20 protein-coding genes and 2 riboswitches are annotated in these 19573 nt (G+C 32.1%); all 20 genes read right to left on the reverse strand.

What is annotated here, in order from left to right; translation table 11 throughout:
- Window positions 1-68 precede the first annotated feature (68 nt).
- The 20 genes from BM077_RS06735 to cobT all read right to left on the reverse strand — a co-directional run bounded on the left by BM077_RS06735 (window position 69) and on the right by cobT (window position 19550).
- Window positions 69-1529, reverse strand: a complete 1461-nt coding sequence (locus tag BM077_RS06735) for an alkaline phosphatase (RefSeq protein ID WP_089748606.1) — start codon at window positions 1527-1529, stop codon at window positions 69-71.
- 350 nt (window positions 1530-1879) lie between these two features.
- On the reverse strand, window positions 1880-2218 hold the full coding sequence (locus BM077_RS06740; protein WP_089748607.1) for a hypothetical protein: 339 nt from the start codon (window positions 2216-2218) through the stop codon (window positions 1880-1882).
- Between the two features lie 103 nt (window positions 2219-2321).
- Window positions 2322-3569: an MFS transporter gene (locus BM077_RS06745; RefSeq protein ID WP_089748608.1), complete on the reverse strand. Its 1248-nt coding sequence runs from the start codon at window positions 3567-3569 to the stop codon at window positions 2322-2324.
- Window positions 3570-3892: 323 nt separating this feature from the next.
- Window positions 3893-4720 (reverse strand): energy-coupling factor ABC transporter ATP-binding protein, encoded by an 828-nt coding sequence (locus BM077_RS06750; RefSeq protein ID WP_089748609.1) that lies wholly within the window; start codon window positions 4718-4720, stop codon window positions 3893-3895.
- Window positions 4701-5498: a cobalt ECF transporter T component CbiQ gene (cbiQ, locus tag BM077_RS06755; protein WP_090003457.1), complete on the reverse strand. Its 798-nt coding sequence runs from the start codon at window positions 5496-5498 to the stop codon at window positions 4701-4703. The genes BM077_RS06750 and cbiQ (BM077_RS06755) overlap by 20 nt, the downstream gene beginning before the upstream one ends.
- Window positions 5492-5800, reverse strand: a complete 309-nt coding sequence (locus tag BM077_RS06760; protein ID WP_089748611.1) for an energy-coupling factor ABC transporter substrate-binding protein — start codon at window positions 5798-5800, stop codon at window positions 5492-5494. The genes cbiQ (BM077_RS06755) and BM077_RS06760 overlap by 7 nt, the downstream gene beginning before the upstream one ends.
- 14 nt (window positions 5801-5814) lie before the next feature.
- Entirely contained in the window at window positions 5815-6555 is a 741-nt protein-coding gene (locus tag BM077_RS06765; protein ID WP_176941635.1) for an energy-coupling factor ABC transporter permease, read from the reverse strand.
- A 163-nt stretch (window positions 6556-6718) separates the two neighbouring features.
- Window positions 6719-6972: riboswitch (cobalamin riboswitch) on the reverse strand.
- Window positions 6973-7090: 118 nt separating this feature from the next.
- Window positions 7091-7852 (reverse strand): cobalt ECF transporter T component CbiQ, encoded by a 762-nt coding sequence (gene cbiQ / locus BM077_RS06770; RefSeq protein WP_089748613.1) that lies wholly within the window; start codon window positions 7850-7852, stop codon window positions 7091-7093.
- 5 nt (window positions 7853-7857) lie between these two features.
- A complete protein-coding gene (locus tag BM077_RS06775) occupies window positions 7858-8517 on the reverse strand; it encodes a hypothetical protein (protein ID WP_089748614.1) in 660 nt (219 codons plus the stop codon).
- 5 nt (window positions 8518-8522) lie between these two features.
- Window positions 8523-9134: a cobalt transporter CbiM gene (gene cbiM, locus BM077_RS06780; RefSeq protein ID WP_089748615.1), complete on the reverse strand. Its 612-nt coding sequence runs from the start codon at window positions 9132-9134 to the stop codon at window positions 8523-8525.
- Window positions 9135-9237: 103 nt separating this feature from the next.
- The gene (locus BM077_RS06785; RefSeq protein ID WP_089748616.1) at window positions 9238-10029 is read right to left on the reverse strand and encodes a DUF4198 domain-containing protein; all 792 of its coding nucleotides are present in this window, start codon (window positions 10027-10029) and stop codon (window positions 9238-9240) included.
- A 280-nt stretch (window positions 10030-10309) separates the two neighbouring features.
- On the reverse strand, window positions 10310-10699 hold the full coding sequence (tsaA, locus tag BM077_RS06790; RefSeq protein ID WP_089748617.1) for a tRNA (N6-threonylcarbamoyladenosine(37)-N6)-methyltransferase TrmO: 390 nt from the start codon (window positions 10697-10699) through the stop codon (window positions 10310-10312).
- A gap of 290 nt (window positions 10700-10989) precedes the next feature.
- Window positions 10990-11136 carry a hypothetical protein gene (locus tag BM077_RS13705; protein ID WP_176941636.1) on the reverse strand — a complete coding sequence of 49 codons (147 nt, stop codon included), beginning with the start codon at window positions 11134-11136 and terminating at the stop codon, window positions 10990-10992.
- Between the two features lie 309 nt (window positions 11137-11445).
- On the reverse strand, window positions 11446-12648 hold the full coding sequence (locus BM077_RS06795; RefSeq protein ID WP_089748618.1) for a methyl-accepting chemotaxis protein: 1203 nt from the start codon (window positions 12646-12648) through the stop codon (window positions 11446-11448).
- A gap of 152 nt (window positions 12649-12800) precedes the next feature.
- A riboswitch (cyclic di-GMP riboswitch) is annotated at window positions 12801-12885 on the reverse strand.
- A gap of 96 nt (window positions 12886-12981) precedes the next feature.
- Window positions 12982-14607, reverse strand: coding sequence for a PucR family transcriptional regulator (locus BM077_RS06800; RefSeq protein WP_177175532.1), 1626 nt, complete (start codon window positions 14605-14607; stop codon window positions 12982-12984).
- Between the two features lie 804 nt (window positions 14608-15411).
- Entirely contained in the window at window positions 15412-15711 is a 300-nt protein-coding gene (locus BM077_RS14005) for a Rossmann-fold NAD(P)-binding domain-containing protein (RefSeq protein ID WP_255361562.1), read from the reverse strand.
- Window positions 15712-15764: 53 nt separating this feature from the next.
- Window positions 15765-16643 carry a sugar phosphate isomerase/epimerase family protein gene (locus BM077_RS06810; protein ID WP_089748621.1) on the reverse strand — a complete coding sequence of 293 codons (879 nt, stop codon included), beginning with the start codon at window positions 16641-16643 and terminating at the stop codon, window positions 15765-15767.
- Between the two features lie 77 nt (window positions 16644-16720).
- Window positions 16721-17458 carry an AIR synthase related protein gene (locus BM077_RS06815; RefSeq protein WP_089748622.1) on the reverse strand — a complete coding sequence of 246 codons (738 nt, stop codon included), beginning with the start codon at window positions 17456-17458 and terminating at the stop codon, window positions 16721-16723.
- 353 nt (window positions 17459-17811) lie between these two features.
- Window positions 17812-18315: an ECF transporter S component gene (locus BM077_RS06820; protein ID WP_089748623.1), complete on the reverse strand. Its 504-nt coding sequence runs from the start codon at window positions 18313-18315 to the stop codon at window positions 17812-17814.
- A gap of 167 nt (window positions 18316-18482) precedes the next feature.
- Window positions 18483-19550: a nicotinate-nucleotide--dimethylbenzimidazole phosphoribosyltransferase gene (gene cobT / locus BM077_RS06825; RefSeq protein ID WP_255361563.1), complete on the reverse strand. Its 1068-nt coding sequence runs from the start codon at window positions 19548-19550 to the stop codon at window positions 18483-18485.
- Window positions 19551-19573: the final 23 nt, after the last annotated feature.

The raw sequence follows: 19573 nt of genomic DNA on the forward strand, positions 1-19573 counted from the left end.
ATAACGTTATATTGCTATTAGTATACTAGAAAATAGCCGGCAATAACCGGCTATTTCCAATTTCAAATTTAGTCTAATTCAGTTAATTTAAAACCCATTAAGTCAGCCATAGTACGACTCACTTCAGTATTATCTTTATAACCACCGAATAACTCAGCACCTGGTCCTATAGCAGTTAAAGGTACCGTAGTTCCAGTATGAGCATAAGTTGTCCAATATACACCCGCTCTTTCAGATAAAACCTGAGCAACTGCAGCTCTAACTGGACTCATAAAGCCTGGCATATAATCTACAGGCTTCTTACCTGCGTCAGCTAAGTCCATTCCCTTCTCAATCTGAGCTCTTTCTTTAGCTGTTAAGTTAGTTAAACCAAATTCATTTTTAACATAAGCAAAAGTTTCTTCTCTATTACCTTCATATGGAATAGAGTCTATAGACGCTTTAATTGGTAGTAACTCATCAATATTTAAGAAATAATCATTCTTAAATCCTAATCCTAAACCACCTGTTTCGTGATCACCAGTTACTACAATTAAAGTTTCATTAGGATGTTTCTTATAGAACTCATAAGCCTCAGTAATAGCTTCATCAAAAGCTAAAATATCTCTAGCAACCGTAGCAGGACCGTTAGCATGTCCTGCATAATCAATTCTTCCACCTTCAACCATCATTACGAAGCCATTTTCACGTTTGGCTAATGTATCAATACCTTTACGAGTTATTTCTGCTAAACTTGGAAGTTTTTCAGGATTTCGATCTAATTCATAAGGAAGATGACTGTAAGTTAATGGAGCGAATACCTTATCTCCTGCTTGCGGTTCATAATTTCTAAATCCTTCTGAGTTGTTCACAAAAGTCTTATACCCTTTATCTTTAAATACATTAACTAAGTTCTTATCGTCTTTTCGCTTAGAACCTAATTCACTATCTTGTGGTACAAAGTATCTATACCCTCCGCCAGCTAAGAAATCAACATTACTAGCTGCAATATCTTCAGCAATTTGATTAGGGTTATATCTACTTTCATTATGTGCTAAAAAAGATGCTGGAGTTGCATGAGTCAATCTCATATTAGAGATTACTCCAGTTGCTAAGCCTTGGTCACGGGCTGCTTCTATTAAAGTCTTAACAGCTGTTCCATCTGGGAGTTGTCCAATCATACCTTTATTTGTTTTATTTCCAGTTGCTAAGGCAGTACCTGCCGCTGCAGAATCTGTTACTAAAGTATTAGCAGCATAAGTAGTATTCATACCTGCTACTGGGAACTTATTCATAGTCAGGTCATTATTTGGATCACCAGTCTTTGCTCTTAAAAGGTACTCTCCTAACTGTCGCTGAGAAGATGCCATTCCATCACCAATAAATAGGAAGACATATTTAGGTTGCTTGTTAACTACATTATTTTTAGTATCTGCCTTCTTTACAGGCCCTGAGGACATAGCGTTAACTAAACCAGTAACCCCAACTGTAAATACTACTAAAGCCACAAGCATAATTACAACTTTTGTATTTAATCTCTTTTTAAACATCTTACTCCTCCTTAAAATTTTATTATTAGTTAAAACCAGTACTTACCCCTATGAAGCATGTGATTAAAATTTCCCCTTATACAAACTTCACCCCCTCTTTAATAATACAAATGGTCAGACGTCTGATGATAATATTGAAAAAAATAACAACTTATTCCTAATTTGTCAGACGTCTAATGAGTTTTTATAAAAATAAATAGTTAACTAATATATAAAGTTAACTATGACTAATCTTTATTATGGTTAATTATGTGAGTTTTATTTCATCATCCGATTATATTATATATGTTTTTGCTTAAATTGTCAAACTTTTAAAACTTCTTAATAACTAGAAAGCACTTGCTTTCAATCTATCTTTCTTCTTTATCATTAAGTATAAAGATATGATGTAAAGTAAACTCAACCATTCCTAAAACTAAACCAGTAATTATTGCAGTTTCTAGACTAAAGAAACCTGCCCCAGTTAATTTAGGAGTCACCCATAATGAAAAAATAATAAAAGCAGTACCCATTAAAGATGATATTAAATTACCAAACATAGGCAAAAAGATCGGTTCTGCAGTAATTCCAATTAAAACTAAAATAACAGCTAACCCTAAAATAACTAATAATGGTAATGACGCTCCTGAACTAAAAGTAGCTAAATAAATTATTAACGGAAAAAGAATCATCTTTAAAATAAAGTTCATTTAATCCACCTCCAATTAATAATTATTATGTGATTTTCACAACTTTTTCATAATTATAAATTAAAAAGAGTCCAGAAATTTTCTGGACTCTTTTTAGATAAGATTATCCTTGTTTTATGCCTTTTAATTCCTTCTTCTCTACACTAAGAAAAGACTTAACAAATAAGAAAGCACCAGTTAAGTAGAAAAAGAAGGTTAAAAAGTAAGTGGCTTTATAACCATAATTAGCAACTAACCACCCTGCTAGCATTGCAGCTACACTACGGGCAACACTCTTACTAGTCCGCATTAAACTACTAGTTGTTGTCTGTTTAGCATCAGATGTAATCTCCATTGCAAAATCAGAAGCAATCGGTTTTGTTATATTCATTAGTGCACCTCTAAATAAGAAAGCAAAACTAACAATAGCAAAGTTAGGCACTAAGACAATCGCTAATAGAAATGGCAAAGAAGTAATTTGAGCCACACCAACAGACTTTACCTTTCCCATCTTACCTACTAAATAAGGTGTCAAGAATAAAGCTAAAGCCATCGTTACTCGATATAAGAACATCATGGTTCCTACTTCTTGAGTAGTCGCTCCTAACTTATTAGCTAAAAAGACACTAAAAAACGGAGCAATTAAACCACCACCAGCACCTAATAGAAACTGATATAAACTTAACTTGCTAATTCTCTCTTCTTTTAAGCCATCTACTACATCTATCTCATCCTGCTTTTCTTTATCATCTTCATCCTCATCAATGAAGATAGTTGGAATCACTGCTAATAGTGCTATTATACCAAAGGCTAGCAACACATATCTATGTGACAACAACTCAGTTGTTTCTTGAGCTAGAATAGTTTTGACAAAGATAATTGGCAGAAATCCAACTAAGAAACTACCTATTGTCTTTGCTGCTGTCATCAATACAAAATTAAAACTAAACAATTCTTCTCTTTCTTTAGCTTGACTATTATTCGATAAAAATGGCCCAATCATTACGAATAATATAGCTAATGCTCCACCGTACATAAGACTTCCTGTTAATATCAGAAACTTACTACTTGATAGAGCCTGAATTATTATCGCTATCCCAGCTAAAATAGAAGCTAAGAACAGACTATTCTTGGCCCCTATCTTTTCATTTAAAGTTCCAGCCGGAACAGCTAGTAATCCAGTCGTTAAAATTCGCGCTCCTACAACTAATCCAAAAAAGTCTTCAGCAAAACCTAACTCCAAGATATACAGACCTAAAAGAACCTGTACAGCTCCTAAACTAACAAAATTCAAACCAATACAACCTAAAAAACTCTTAGCATTCGTTGAAAAATTTCCAACTCTTTGTGCATACCCTTTAATTTGTGACATAGCTTTAAGTAAGCTGCCTCCTCAGTACTTTTTAAATTACGCCAATAATGATAACATACTGAGTGAGGAAGTCAATCCGTTAATAGACAACTAGTATCTCTCATACACCAATTAATTCCGTTGACAAACAAATAAACAGTTGAGCTTTATAAATACTATAAAGTTAAGCACTAAGCTCCTAAATATGAATTTATGTAATCATAATAAATGTTTACATATGGTTTCCCTCATCCTTAACCTCAATCTTAACCTAAAAATTATATCAATAATAGTTAACTAGAAAAATATGTATTACTTCAACACATACGATTCATATATAATACCTATAATAAAGAAAATAACTCTCTTTTAGAATCAGGGATAGGAAAGTCACTTGCCAATATATTTTTCTGTACTAATTCATTATAAACTTCTACAATCCAAGGTTGTGTCAAATCTGCATTCATCAATAACTCTTTATCTTGAAATATATCACTTGGAACTCCTTCTCCAATGATTTTACCTTCTGCAAAGATATAAACATAATCTGCCCATGAATATGCTAAATTAACATCATGAGTAGAAAGAATTACTGTGATCCCTTGATTATTAATTTCATCGAAGAAATCAATAATTTCATTAGAATGCCGAGGATCAAGCCAAACTGTTGGCTCATCAAAGATAATAGCCTGTGGTTTCATCGCTAAAATATCAGCAATAGAAATCCGTTTCTTTTGACCATAGCTTAATAAATGAGTTGGTCTATCTTTAAGTTCAGTTATTCCGGTTACTTTCATTGCTTCATTAACTCTTGCTCTTACTTCTTCTTCCGACAATCCTAAATTTAAAGGACCAAAAGAAATTTCCTGAAAAACACTCGAGGAGAACAACTGCATGTCCGGATCCTGAAAAACAATTCCTACATTTTTTCTTAATTCTTTTAATGCTCTTTTATTATATTTAACCGTTTCACCCTTAAACTTTATGCTTCCTTGGTCTGGCTGCAAAATGCCGTTAAAATGAAGAAACAAAGTTGATTTTCCCGCTCCGTTAGCACCAAGAATGGCTACCTTCTTTCCCTCCTCAATCGAAATTGATAGACCATCTAATGCTTTGGTTCCATCGGGATAACTAAATATAATATCCTCAGCTTCAAGTATTGATGATGACAAACTGATCTCCTCCTATGTATACTGTAATTAATATTAAAGATACTTCAACTAAAAAAATAATAGCTAAATTCTTCTTAGAAAACTCATATTCAGGTTCTAAAACCCTAATCTCTCCCTCATAACCTCTAGCTAAGAGTGTCGTTAATAATCCTTTTGCCCGATAATAAGCTCTAATGAAGAGATTAGAAATTAGTTTACTTAATGATTGACAGGATCTTTTAAAATTTGAATAACCTAAACGAGATAATTGAGAAGTTCTAATCAGATTAGCAGTATCTAAAAGAACAAAGATAAAACGATAGATTAAGCTCATTAGTTCAATAAATATCCGTGGTACTTTTAATTTTCTAAGTACTGAAATAATTTCTATCATTGGAGTAGTTAAAGCTAAAAAATAAAGACAAGAAACTGTTCCTAAAGATTTTAAGAATAAATTTATAGCAAAAATTATATTCTCCATTTGAATACCAATCTTCCAACCCCAAAGACTTAAGTAATAAAGAAAACTACTTGCTTCCTTAGAAATAGAAATAACAATAGTAATTGTACTAATTAATAAAAATGAAATTGGAATTAAAATTAATTTTATGAAAAATTGCCGCGGTATTTTAGCACCAAAGATTACTACCCCGGCCATTAATAAAATAATAGCCAGGGAGGTAATTATTGAATTAGCTGCTAAACAGATAATCATAGTTAAAAGTGCAAATATTGTTTTTTCAACTGGATGAATTGAACGTAAATTATTAGAATAAGCATATTGATCAATATCTAACATTTTTCATCTTGCTCCATTTCTTCTTTATATTTAGTTTCTGTTCGTTTAGCACCAATATAATAACCTAAAAATCCAGCTCCTAAAGCAGCTTGTAAAGCAAATAGTAAACTCTCAATCTCTCCACTCGGCGGCTCCCAAATATGACTAAACCAAGATTGATAATTCGGATTCATCTTAGTAATTAATTCTCCAGCTGCTCCATCAGCACCTCCAAACTCAGCATCTGGTTTGATAATAAGTGGCGTAATAGTTACAATTAAAATTAAAGCTAATATAATTAAATTCTTTCCAGCTAAACTCATACTCTTTTACCTCCTTAAGAAATGATTGAAAGTTTCTTTAATTCGCCTTTACTATACTCTCTAAGTAAATTAAAAATTAATACTGTTACCAAGCCCTCAGTAATCGCTAAAGGAACTTGAGTTATTGCAAAAACCCCCATGAATTTAGTTAGCGACGCTATGAAACCACCAGTCTCAGCTGGAAAAGCTAACGACAATTGTATTGCTGTCATTACATAAGTTAAAAGGTTTCCTAAAGCTGCTGCTAAAAATACCGTTAACCAAAGTGGCGCTCCTAATTTTCTAAATAACTTATATATACCATAAGCAACAAATGGACCCACTATAGCCATCGAAAAAACATTAGCTCCTAAAGTAGTTAAGCCTCCATGAGCTAAAAGAACAGCTTGAAAAATAAGAACAATACAACCTAAAACAACCATCGGCCAAGGTCCAAATAGAATAGCTCCTAAACCAATTCCTGTTGGATGTGAAGTGCTTCCTGTTACAGAAGGCAATTTAAGAGAAGAAAGCACAAAAATAAAAGCTCCTGCTAAAGCTAATAACATCTTTATACTTGGATCGTGCTCATCCACTACTCTTTTAACATGTTTAATCCCTAAAGTTAAAAACGGCAACATCAAAACCCACCAGATTCCTGCCCACTTAGCTGGTAAAAAACCTTCAGCAATATGCATCGCATAAGCATTTTCTGGTAAAAACAGCGAAACTAATACTATCCCTACACTTACTAACCAATAATTCTTTCTCCCCATCAAAATCTCCCCTTATTTTAATCTCATTACCCAATCCTCATTCCTTTAATCACTTATATCTCTTCCTGATTGCAAATAAAAAACCTCAATCTCAGATTAACAAGATTGAGGTTAATTAGCTCCAAACCACACTAATCACCTACCTTCCTTGCCATCGAAGATATAGTAGGTTAATGACTAGGCAGGTCTCCTGACTTCCGGTTGTAAGGACTTCACCTTCCCTGAATACTTAAAATATCCAAGTGGTCTTCTCATCCTCTAGCAATTAACAATTAATTATCTTTTGACTGTTAACTTTTGACTTTTAATTGTAAATTGCACTTCACCGGTTACAGTGGCGGGCCCGTTCAGGTCTTACACCTGATTCCCTATTCTCCTTTAACCGTAGTTAAAGGCACCTAATCATTAACGTTATTTAATTTTTAATAATCAACAATAATGCTTTATAACATTTTATTACACTTCACCTATATTATTCTTTATAACTTTTACAAACTCCTTCCTTGTGAGTAAAAAAACTAACCACAAACTCTGTTTACATCAAAATAATTCCTTGTTCTAAAATAACAAACCAGCTTAAACAAGCTAAAGTACAAGCAAAAATTACTATATCCCGAGGAATTACTTTAAATTCATCATTTATATATATTTTTCCTTTAAATCCACGGGCTAACATCGCTCTATAAACTCTTATTGACCGTTCATAACTTTTTATAATTAGCATCCCTACTAAATAGGCATAATTTTTATAACAATGTAAGCTCGTTTCTGGTTTAAACCCTCTAACTTTCATCGAATTATGAAGACTATTGAACTCATCACTTATTACGTAAAGATAACGATAAACAAAGAAGAATAGATAAATAAGCTTTTCAGGCACATACAGACACTTCATAGCATGCATAAGTGAAGATATAGTGGAAGTAGATAATAAAGAAATAACCGCAATCATAATTGTATTCGACCTAATTGTTATCTTAGTAGCGTATATAATTCCTGCCCAAGACGCACTTAGAGGACCTATTTGAAATAGACTATCTCCTGGATAGGTAAACGGGATAAATAACCACATAAAGAAGATAAAAGTATTAATAACTAATAATCGTTTTAAAACTTGTTTTAAATCCAGTTTAGCAGAGACCAAGAAGAAACAAGCTAAAAAGAAGATCTGTAATAACATCAATATATTATTGCCTACTGCAGTAATCACAGCCAATAAGATAGCCATTATGATTTTTAAGCGAGGGTCTAAATCGTGAACCCAACTAGAACCCATAGCAAACTTTTCATTAAACATAATATCTACTCCCCCTTAGATTTAAAATAAAAAGCAATCCCCATTAAACCAAAAATATAACCGATTCCTCCTATAACCTCAGTCATACCAGGCCCCTTCTTTATCTGCAATTGAGTTATCTTTCTATTTAAAGGTGCTATCTGTTTACTTAACTCCTCTTTAAGAATAGAGCGAACCTCTTCTTGGGCAATAAGTTTATCTTTACTACTCTGCCTAATTTTATCCTCTGTTTGATTAATTTTATCTGTATCTATATCAGATTCAGCCATAGATGAATTTTTATCAATAGATAGTTCGTTTTTCCTAGAATTTTGATTAGATACACTAGGAAGCTCTTCTTCCTTTATAGTATATTTACCTTGATGTCCTAGTTCACCACCCACTACAATTTTTAAATCTGACTTTTGAGGAATCTTAAATTTATATATTCCTTTTTTGTTAGTCTTTCCTTTTTTTAATAATTCCCCTTCAGAGCCATAAACCTTTACCATTGCTCCTCCAAACGGGCTTCCATTACCAAAAGCGGTTTCAACTACTATACTTTCTCCACTAACATATGCATAAGTCACCACCCGATGAGCATAAGCAGGCACAGCCAACAAAGTAGTCATTAGTAGAATTATTAATAATAATCTAAACGAGGTAGCAACCTTATAATTTTTCATATCTCTTACCTTCCTTTCAAAATCTCTGGTTTAACCTTTTTAATGAAAACTAAACAAAATGCACTTACAATTCCTTCCACAATCATCAACGGAGCTTCGGATATAATAGCAACCTTAGCAACTTCTAAAAAGGCTTCTTCAGTAAATACTAATGCCACAGCCATTAATAACGCCGCTAAAAAGACAGCTAAAAATCCACAAACAAAGGTAATAATCCCTAGACTAACTAAATTTTCATCGTTAATAACCTTAAATAAAATTTTAAATAAATAATAACAGATAACAGCAGGTAACGCCATAATAATTACATTTACCCCTAAAGTAGTGACTCCTCCAAACTGAAAAAGTATTCCCTGGAGAAAGAAAGCTATAAAGAAAGCAGGAAATGCTCGCCAACCTAATAGAATTCCAGCAATTCCATTTAAAATCAAATGTATATTAGTTGGTCCTACAGGCAGATGAATAAGTGAAGCTACAAATAGAGCAGCCGAAATTATGGCCGTTTTAGGTATGTCTTTATCCTCCATCTGCTTCAAACCTATAGTCATTCCTACTACTGTTCCGACTCCACCAGAAACCAAAACCGGAGCAGAAAGCACCCCTTCTGAAATATGCATAAAACCACACCTTTTTAAATAGATTTATATCTCATTTATATATCAAGAAGTAATAGAAGAGATTTTTAATACTCTTCCAATATCTCCTCAATAAATAATTAACTTACTTCATATCATAAGTTTTTACCCACATCAAAGCTCCTAGTTCATGATCTTTACCATTGATTTTTTCTCCTTCCATCAAGGCAGCAAATCCCCACCAGCCTTCCTTAGGCATAGTATAAGAGAAGACTCCGTTCTTATCCGCTTTAATAACTTGAGTAATGAAATTAGCATTTGGTATTCTTACACTTTTATTACCATCTTCCCTTAATGAAGGGAATTTAGCTTTATTAAAATATTCTACCTCAATCTCAGCATATGGAACAGGCTTCCCATTCTTCTTAACAATTCCTCTAAATGCATTTCCAGTCCATAATCCATAAGGTCGTGTTAAAGGAACGATTTCTGCCTTCATACCAATTTCTCGGTCCCAACTATCAGAAACTGCCATTGAATTGACTATTACTTTGGTACAATGAGTAATATATTTATTCTCCAGTGGTTCCCAATAAGGACCAGGTTCTAAATAGAATATATAATCACCAAACCCTTTTATTCTATAAGATGTTTCAAAAGCTTTACCGCCCATAATTTCTTGAGTTTGTAAATCCTTTAATAAACTTATTTTACGCCCCTTATGCATTACTCCAAATTTATTTGGCTGCTCCATATCCATTACCTCTGCCGCCGACATTGGATGAGTAAAAAATAAGTTTAAAGTTATTTCCCTATTATCCTGTTTCGTTACCATATCATCAGAAGGTAAAATCATCTGAAAATGAGCTGAAGCCGTAACTGTAATTCCTACCACTAAAACCAAAGTTAATAATAACACTAGAATTTGTTTTTTCATGTTTTCTCCTCCTTGGTTATATATAAATCAATTTATGATACTATTTCATTTAAAAGTAACACTGTAATTCTAAAAAAATAACACAAAACTATTCTTTGTAACATCATATTAAATACATTCTTTAATTGTTAAAAAAATCCTTCTTTTTACAAGAAAGTTTTTAATTTTAAATCTTTGTCTAATCTAAATTTCCTATTAATAATAAAGATTCTAGATTACCAGCTTTAATTAATTGATTTATCTCATCTCTAGGATTAACCTTCAAAGTTTCCTTAGAAAACTATTCAGGTGTATCCATCACATTAGCATAGGGCTTTATATCAATTACAGGAGTTCCATCTATAGCATCAAGTCCTTTGACTCTTAATTTTCTTCCATCTCTCTCCAACAATTCTACAGTGGTAACTCCAATTGAACTTGGCCGTCTTGGACTCCTACAGGCAAAAACTCCCCTTTCTTTGCCATGACGCCTAGGAGCTATTAACTCATAGCCTTCGGATAAATGAAAAGAAAAAATCACTTGCAGATAATCATTATCTTCTATCTTATATAATCCATCTTCATACTTTGAATCAATAATTATTGTGCTTTCTTCTTTTCGCATCTCTTCTGGTGAAGCTGCTTCCTTAAATTTACTCTGTACTCTTCCAATTGATTTAATCTGATTCATTTTAATTTGACCACTCCTCTCTTTTAAATTTAAGCAATAGGTTCTTCCGGAGCCACTAATGTCCTACCAAAATGTTCTCTAATACTTACTCTAACTCCATAGACAGCTTCTATATCTTCTGGAGCAAGCACTTTTCCAGTATAATAAGAATTAATCAGAATAGTCCCCCCTTTTCCATAACATCATTTCTCAAAAAGTAACACGCAACCTTTAAAAAAATAACACGAAAATTATATTTGTGATATTGTATGTATATTATTCTCCAACTGTTAAAAAAATCCTTCTTTTATTTATAATTTTTTCTCTTTTTTCGATAAAGCACCATCTTCCATAACACTATCGGCAAAATCTTTAAACTTCTCCATCTGGTCTAGAATCTCTTCTTTTAATTTTTCTTGGCCTTCAACTAACCCTTCTAAAACTTCATCTGCTTTCAAAGTTATCTCCTCCTCAACAAGTTTATTAGCACAAATATTAATTTAGTAACACTATATAATATATTCTATACTTTCTAAAAAAATCCTTTATATTTTTAAACTTTTTTTAGCAAGATATCTTATCCTTAGGAATCTCTAGTTCATCTATTGCTAAAATATCTTTAAATTTAATATTCTGTAGAATAAACATATTTAATCCACCTCAACTATCATTTCTGCAACTTATACTTTATCTCCTTTAATAAAAAAACCCCAATTTCAATTAGCAAATTGGGAAAATAATAAATACATCATGATCAAAAATGAATATTAAACCTCTAATTCTTTTTCTAATTTCCTATTAAGTTTTTCCGATATCTTATCTAACTTTTCAGCTAAAGCAGATGCCTTTTCCGCTGTATATGCTTGTTCCTGCATAGCTGTAGTTATCTCTTCCATAGAAGCTGTTCCCTGCTGCACACTACTTGATACTTCCTCCATAGCAGCAGATATATTATCTATGCTCTCTGAAATTTCATCAACATTATTAACAATATTTTCAAAACGCCCTTCAGTGGACATAATAAGCTCCTTACTAGTATCTATCTTTTCCACACTCTCTTCCACCTTAGTCAATGTCTTTTCACTCTGTCTTTGGGTATTAATAACCGTATTTGTAATCTTATCTGCTGATTGATTTGCCTTCTCGGCAAGCTCTCTTATCTCCTCAGCTACTACTGCAAAGCCTTGTCCATGTTCTCCAGCCCGAGCAGCTTCTATTGCTGCATTCAATGCTAATAAATTAGTCTGATCCGATATATCAGAAATAACTTCGGTAAAGTTCGTAACCTCTTTAATAGTCTCATTTAGATAATTAATATCACCATACAAATCTGCTATCATCTCTGAAGCATGCTCTACTTTATCAGTAGTATCCTTTAACATCTCTAAACCAGAATTAGAGTCATTTACAACTTCATCAGTTCGCTCCATCAAATTTTCACTACTAGCTGCTGTCTCTTGAGACATAGACGATACTTCTTCAAAGGTAGCACTTAACTCCTCAGTACTAGCTGCTTGCTCTTCATTCATACTACTAGTTCTGTCAGCTATCTCAACTAAATCCTCGGCAATCTCTGAGTTATTCTCTGAAATATCTTGTACATCATCTAATAATTCACCAAGATCAAAGACTATCTTATTAATTGACTTAGCTAATAGACCTAATTCATCTTGACTATCAATCTCTATCTTATCAACTGTAAAATCGCCTTGGCTTATCCTTTGAGTAATATCGATAATAGTTTTTAAGCGTTTAATTATTAAAAAATATGTAAATACAAAAACAACTACTGCTAAGACTACTGTATTAATAACTCCCTGCAAGAATACTAATTTATCGAACTTAAATAGCTTATTTAAAACTTTAACCGTCATTGGTGTTATTAAAGAAGCGACTACTGTAATTAAAACGAATTTAAAAGCGATTCCTAATTTAATATATTTCTTTAAATCAATCTGATTATTTGCCATTTTATCCACCCCATATCTATTTTCTCTCTCACATACTTAACGTATCACTAGTAAATTAAAATTCGTTTCTCAGCCACTATTACTAAGAAACAACCCCTTAATCAAGCATAGGAATAAGGGGCCATTATCTACTTAATCTTTTAATCACTCCTTTCAGTAACTTTTCAGTCATAGTATTACTACCTTAGACTAAAAGTTTTGTGCATCTATCTTTTAATAGAATCACCCTTTTATGGAATAATATATTTTACTTCGTCAAATAACCATCTATAACATCATATTATCACATTTTACTTTTTATTCCTATGTCATCCGTGAACAAAAAACAAATTATTATTTAGCTTTTTTAAACAAAAGTAATTCTTCATTCATCTTTAATAATTTTATTGCACACGTAATATTAAATTTAACTTCTGGGTCTTTTAAATCTAATTCTAATATCTTGCCCATCTTCTTAAACCTATACTTCATTGTATTATAATGAATATAGAGTTCCTCCGACGCAGCCTTTAAATTCCAATCATTTTTGATTAGACAGCTTAAATTCTTTAATAATTCTGTTCCATTCTCTTGGTCATACTTAATTAAGTTTCCTAAATAAGAACTATAAAATTGCTCAACCTCATCTTTATCATGAATTAATCTCAATAGCTTATAAATACCTAAGTCATCATAAAAGACAACTTCATCTTGCAAATCCACCTGCTGCTTTAATTTAATAACTTGTATTGCTTCGTTATAACTTTCATATAGTCTAGCAATTGAAGATTTAATTTTTCCAATCCCTATTATTAAATTAAGATTATGCTCGTCAATACTTGTTTTAATTTCGTAAATAAGCTCCTCTAATCTTTGTCTAAAATTCCGTCTACCTAGATTAGTTTTAATAATAAAGACAATACTTTTACTATAATCCAGACTGATACTATCTTTAAATTGGTCATTAATAATATTTTTAAGATTAAGAATGATCTTTTCATCCACTTTATTCACTATCTGATTTGAACTCTCCTGTTTTACTTCTAGGCGATCGCTTCTCAAATCTTTAATTTTTAAAACCATAACAACCATTCTCTCTTTAATATCCCAATTACATAAATAAGCCCTCTTTTCTGCAAATTCCTCTGATTTAAAGTTATTAAAGATTAAGTCTTGTATCAAAAATTTCTGTTGTGCTACCTTTAATTGATTAGAAATATTTCGTCTAATCACCATCTCTATCGCCATCTTCCCGTGTTCTAAAATAACCTTATCATATCTATTGCCATCCTTTTCATTCTTATTTTTCGCTAAAACTATATAGCCATATATCTCGTCTTTTATCTTCACTGGATAACACTGATATGCATTTGCAATTTTCTTTAATGAAAGCAATTCCATATCCTCCATAAATTGATTAGAAGTATCAGCCATATAAAAATTGTTAAAAGTTATATCATAAAAAGCAACCTGTCTATCAAGCAATTCTCTTAATTCAATAATAATCTGTTGAACGCCTGCCTCATTGATAATTAATTGAGTAAAAGATTCGTATATATTTTCAAGTACTGTTAATACCTCATTACGTTTATTTGTAGTCTTCCTTAGTATTACATTAATTAAATTTGTTAAAATATAATAATTTGGTATCGATATAATTGGTAAATCAGCTTGATTAGCAATGACTAAAACTTCATCTGATAACTGTTGCTCATCTATAGATTCACCAAAGTTAATTCCAATTGCAGCAACTTTTATTCTACTTATCTTAGTAATTAAGTCTTTAACCTCTAAAGAATCATTTTTTATAAAATTCTCATCTATGATAATAAAATCTTCTTCATCTAATTGAGTATCAAAATCCAACTCTTCTATTATTTGCACTCCGCTTATTACTCTATTTAAGCCACTCTTTCCTGCAATAACTTTTAACCCTTCAACATCTTTAAATTCAAATATATCTTTTACTATAGTCTTCAATTGACTTCCCCCTTTCCTATTATAAATTTTAACTGTATCCCCTATTAATATCAATAATTGTTGCCCATAATAGCATCTCCTTTTCTTTTAAACATTAAAATACCCTAAACCATCGAAATATTTATCCTTATTATTAAACTCCCCTTCTAACTTTAACAAGTTGCCAATAACAGAATAGCATTCTAGTTTAATACACAATTTTACAGCACAAGTTATAAATTCCTCTTTAAATCTATAGCATATAACATTTACTATTCTAAATCTAAACAAAATAACTCTATAAAATGGAGTAAAATATATTGTCTTAATACAACAGACTAGCAACACTAATGTAATTTTATCATAAACATTTTTCTATTAATATGTCTTTATTTAATAAAAAAACAAGTATTAATTAGCCTATAAGTATAAAAAATCCAAATAATGAAAATAGTTTTACCTAATTTGCTCTAAAATAAAAATATAAAAAAGGCTGCTACCTTTTACGGTAACAACCTTTTTTATTAAAACACTTCCTCATTCACTAAATTATCCGGTTTTCTTCCATCTAATCCTGCCAAAAGATTTTGAGCAGCCATTTCTGCCATCTTCTCCCTAGCACTAATACTAGCACTACCAATATGAGGAGCTACTACTACATTATCTAATTCTAAAAGTGGATTATCATCAGCAATTTGTTATATCTTGACCTAAAAATAATTTTGGTCCCCATGCTTTCCAATTGCCATCCCTAATATACTTATCCGCTTCAACAATTCGCCGTGCCGTTGCCATTAAAAAAAGCCAAGTCAGCAGTTGTATCAGTTAATGCCCAGGGGTATTAGTAACATAAATACCCTGCTCTGTAGCAGCATCAACATCAATATTGTCATAACCAACTGCATAATTGCTTACTACTTTAAGATTTTCTCCTGCTTTCAATACCTCTCTATCTATTGGGTCACTTAACAAAGAGATTAATCCATCTATTTCAGCTACTTCTTCAATAATTCTCTCCTTATTAGGTCCAACCACTCCTTCCCAAACTTTAAGATCAACCTTATCTTCTAACATCTTTAATCCTTTATCTGGAATGCGACGAGTTACAAATACTTTTGGTTTCATCAACTGGCTCCTCCTTTAGTGAATATTCTTGTTTAATTAAGGTTCTTGCATAATTATAAAATTTGATCTTGAATCTGCAAATACTTAATAAACTCACCTTTCTTAGTTGCAGTAAATTCATGAGTTATATAAACTGGTTTGATTAAATCTAATATTCTTTGAGGAGAAATTTCACTAAAAGGTAAGTGTTGATCAGAATTAGCTATAAATTGTCCTGCTACCTGTTCCTTTGCTTCTAAGCCTTCTTTTTTAACAAATTCTTGATATAGTCTTTCTCTATTTTCTAAACGATAAGAACGAGATAATGACTTATGTAAATGAACACCGTAGAACAAATCTAAGCCTTCTTTCTCACTATTCAACTCCAAATTAGTATTCATTAAATGACCTGTATCCAACAAGAAACCTACATTTTTATAATCTAATTTATCTAAAAAATCCATTGCTTCCTCTTTGTTTAAGAAAGTAAGCCCGCTCCACCATAAATTTTCAAATAATAATTTGAAATCTATATCTAAACCTTTAGTAACCTTATTTATAACTTGAGCAACTGCTGATAAAATATCAAAATTAGTATGACTAAATTCATCACTAAATACCTCTCCCATGCTAATACTGCTAGCATGAAAGACAACATAATCTACTTCTAACTTAGCAGCCATTTCTAATTCTTTCCGATAAGTATTAATTACTTCTTTTTCTTCTAATTGTCTTTTATTATTCCCTTCCAATGAAACCCAGTTTAAATAATAAGAAAGATGCATCGCCTTAACTATTTCCTGAGGAATACTATCTAAATCAATATTTTCTAGTCCGCTAGATAATAATTCAATCCCAGCCAATCCATTTATTTCACAAAACTCTTTTACTTCTTGCCAGTCATTATTAAACCAATCAAAATTATAAACACTTAGATTAAATAATTTCTTCATCTCTCGTCCCCATCCTTAAATTAATATCCCACTCTTTTTTTTATTCTAAATATTATCACTGAATTCCTGCAAATAATTTAAGAGATCGAGTAGAGCTTACCAACTAAATTGACTGGTTTAGAGATATTTTGCTTCAAATCATCTAGTCTATTCTCAGGTAAGGTAATTAATAAAACCGTAACTGGTCCAGCAGACTTATCAATATCAACATCACTATTGATTAAATTCAGATTTAAACTATTCATTTCTGCCAATAATTTAGCTTCATATCTAACTCCTTTAGAACCAACAGGTAATATATCGTAAATATAATCTAAAGTTAATATTTGTTGCATAGTTTCTAAGTTAGCAATTTCATCTTTATCAGCTATAACCTCTTCTCCCACTTTAGGCAATCCGACAGCAGCTATTATATCTCCTGCTCTAGAATTAGCAAGTTTTAAATCTTCTTCACTAACTACTCCAACAACTGTAATCCCTACTCCAGTTTCAGAAGTAGGAATATTCTCTTCAGTACTCCCATTTAACACTTTATCTGCATCTAAATTTAATTGTTCTAGTTCATCTTTTATACCTGCTATAATCTTCTTCCCTGTAGGTTCATACTCCACACTTAAAGTATTAACTATTGACAAAGGTGTAGCTCTAACAGCCAAAAGCTCCATCAAAGCTACTCGCACCCCTAACCTTCCTACTATCTCTCCCGGCACAACAACTTTATCACCGCTCTTAGGACCAATCCCTCCACTTGAATCACAAGCTATAATCATCTTCTGTTTTGCTGGTAAATCTATTATAGAAATATCCCTCTTCATCTACTATCACCTCTATATATCATTAGTAATTAATAATCAATATCAATTTGAAGTGCAATTGTCAATTAAAATCATTAGTTTAAAATAATAATTTAAAACTTTTAATTTGAGATTTTTAAGTAACTATTAAAAATATTTGACACAAGACTTTTTATTTTCAGGCATCATTGATATTAATCAGTATCAGTTAAGTATTACCCTTAATCATATTTTTAGTATGAATATAATTATTCAAGCTCTTAAAATCTTTTAATTTTCAATTGCAAATTATCAGTTATCATTAGTCTGTGCCTTGTCTGGGTTAGTCTGTGTCTAATTATTTTTAATGTTTTTAACTGTAATCTGTCATCTATTTAATTTAACATCCGATAAACAACAATAGCTAACACGATATTAACCGCTGAACCAAGTAGTAATACTGGAGTCATCCCAACAAAAAAGCCCATCCCTACTAAAGGAATTAATAACACATTAATTACTACCCCATTAACCAAAATTGCTGTAATTGCTGCTATAACTAAATTTATTTTTTGATTCAAATACCTAAATATCAAACCGCAAATCCCCATCAAAACACCAATCAAAATATGAATCGGTCCTAAAGGAAAACCTACCTTAAATGCTGAAAGTAAATGTCCTAATCCTAAAACTATAGCACCCTCAACTCCACCAGCAAAAAGAGCCAAAAAGTAACCAGGCGCTGAATCTAAAGCTACAGTCCCAATCGGACTAGGCAAAGTAATCCAAGCACCTAATCCACTCATAGCTATAAACAAAGCCATTCGTACTAATCTCTTAGTCTCCCAGAATTCTTCTTTGTTCTTAACTCTTGTAGTATTATCAAGTTTGGAACTCATTATTTCATTACCCCCTTAGTGTTATTTTAAAGTTCAATTGAAGATTAACAATTGACAATTAAAAGCCTTAGTCTTAACCTCAACCTTAACCTAAACCTGAGGTTCATTAGCCTCAACTTGTGCTTCCTCATCCAGCCTATAAATCAAGGCTGGCTGTGGTTGATTTGTTACTTCGCCTCATTAGCCTCAACTTGTGCTTCCTCCAACGTCGCCATTTCACTTATAATTCTTGTTGCTGCTTCTACTAAATTCATGCCTAATACTGCTCCTGTTCCTTCCCCTAATCGCATATCCATATCTAACATCGGTTCTAAGCCTAAGATTCGATAGATCTCAATGTGACCTGGTTCTACTGATTTATGTGACGGAATTAGATAATCAACAACTTTCGGTTCTAGGTTCTGAGCTATTAATGCCGCTGCTCCAGAAATCAATCCATCAATTAATACCGGAACTCGATTGGCTGCTGCTCCTAGCATAATACCAGCCATGCCTCCTATCTCTAGTCCTCCCACTTTAGATAAGATATCAATTCCATCATCAGCTTGCGGTTGATTTATCTCTAAAGCCTCTGCTATAACTTCTTTCTTCTTTTTTAATTGTTTATTACTAATACCTGTCCCATAACCTACTGTTTCATCTAATGATAACTCTGTCATTGTCGTTAAAACAGCACTACTTGGAGTAGTATTACCGATTCCCATCTCCCCAGTTCCAATTAAGTTAGCTCCTTTATCAATTAACTCTTGAACGACTTCTATTCCTGCTTCAATACTAGCAACTGCTTCCTCGCGACTCATTGCTGCCCCTTGAGCTAAATTATCAGTTCCATATTTTATCTTCTTAACTACTAATTCTTCCGCCTCTATATCATTAGCCACTCCAATATCTACTATAACTACTTCTACTCCTACTTGATTAGCTAAAACATTGACTGCTGCTCCCTCGTTTAAAAAGTTATGAACCATCTGAGTAGTTACTGCTTGTGGAACAGTACTAACCCCTTCTTCCACAACCCCATGATCACCTGCCATTACAATATGGGCTTTCTTATCTACTTTAGTAAATACATCTCTACCAATCCCAGCTAACTTAACTGCAATCTCTTCTAACTTACCTAAACTCCCTGGCGGTTTAGTTAAACTATCTAATCTCGCTTGTGCTTCCTCCATCTTTTCTTCATCTAAATTATCAATTCCTGCTATAGTTTCTTTTAATAATTCCACTATAATCATCTCCTTGTAATTTTGTATTATTA

This window comes from Candidatus Frackibacter sp. WG13 (assembly GCF_900114655.1).
GTDB lineage: Bacteria > Bacillota > Halanaerobiia > Halobacteroidales > Acetohalobiaceae > Frackibacter.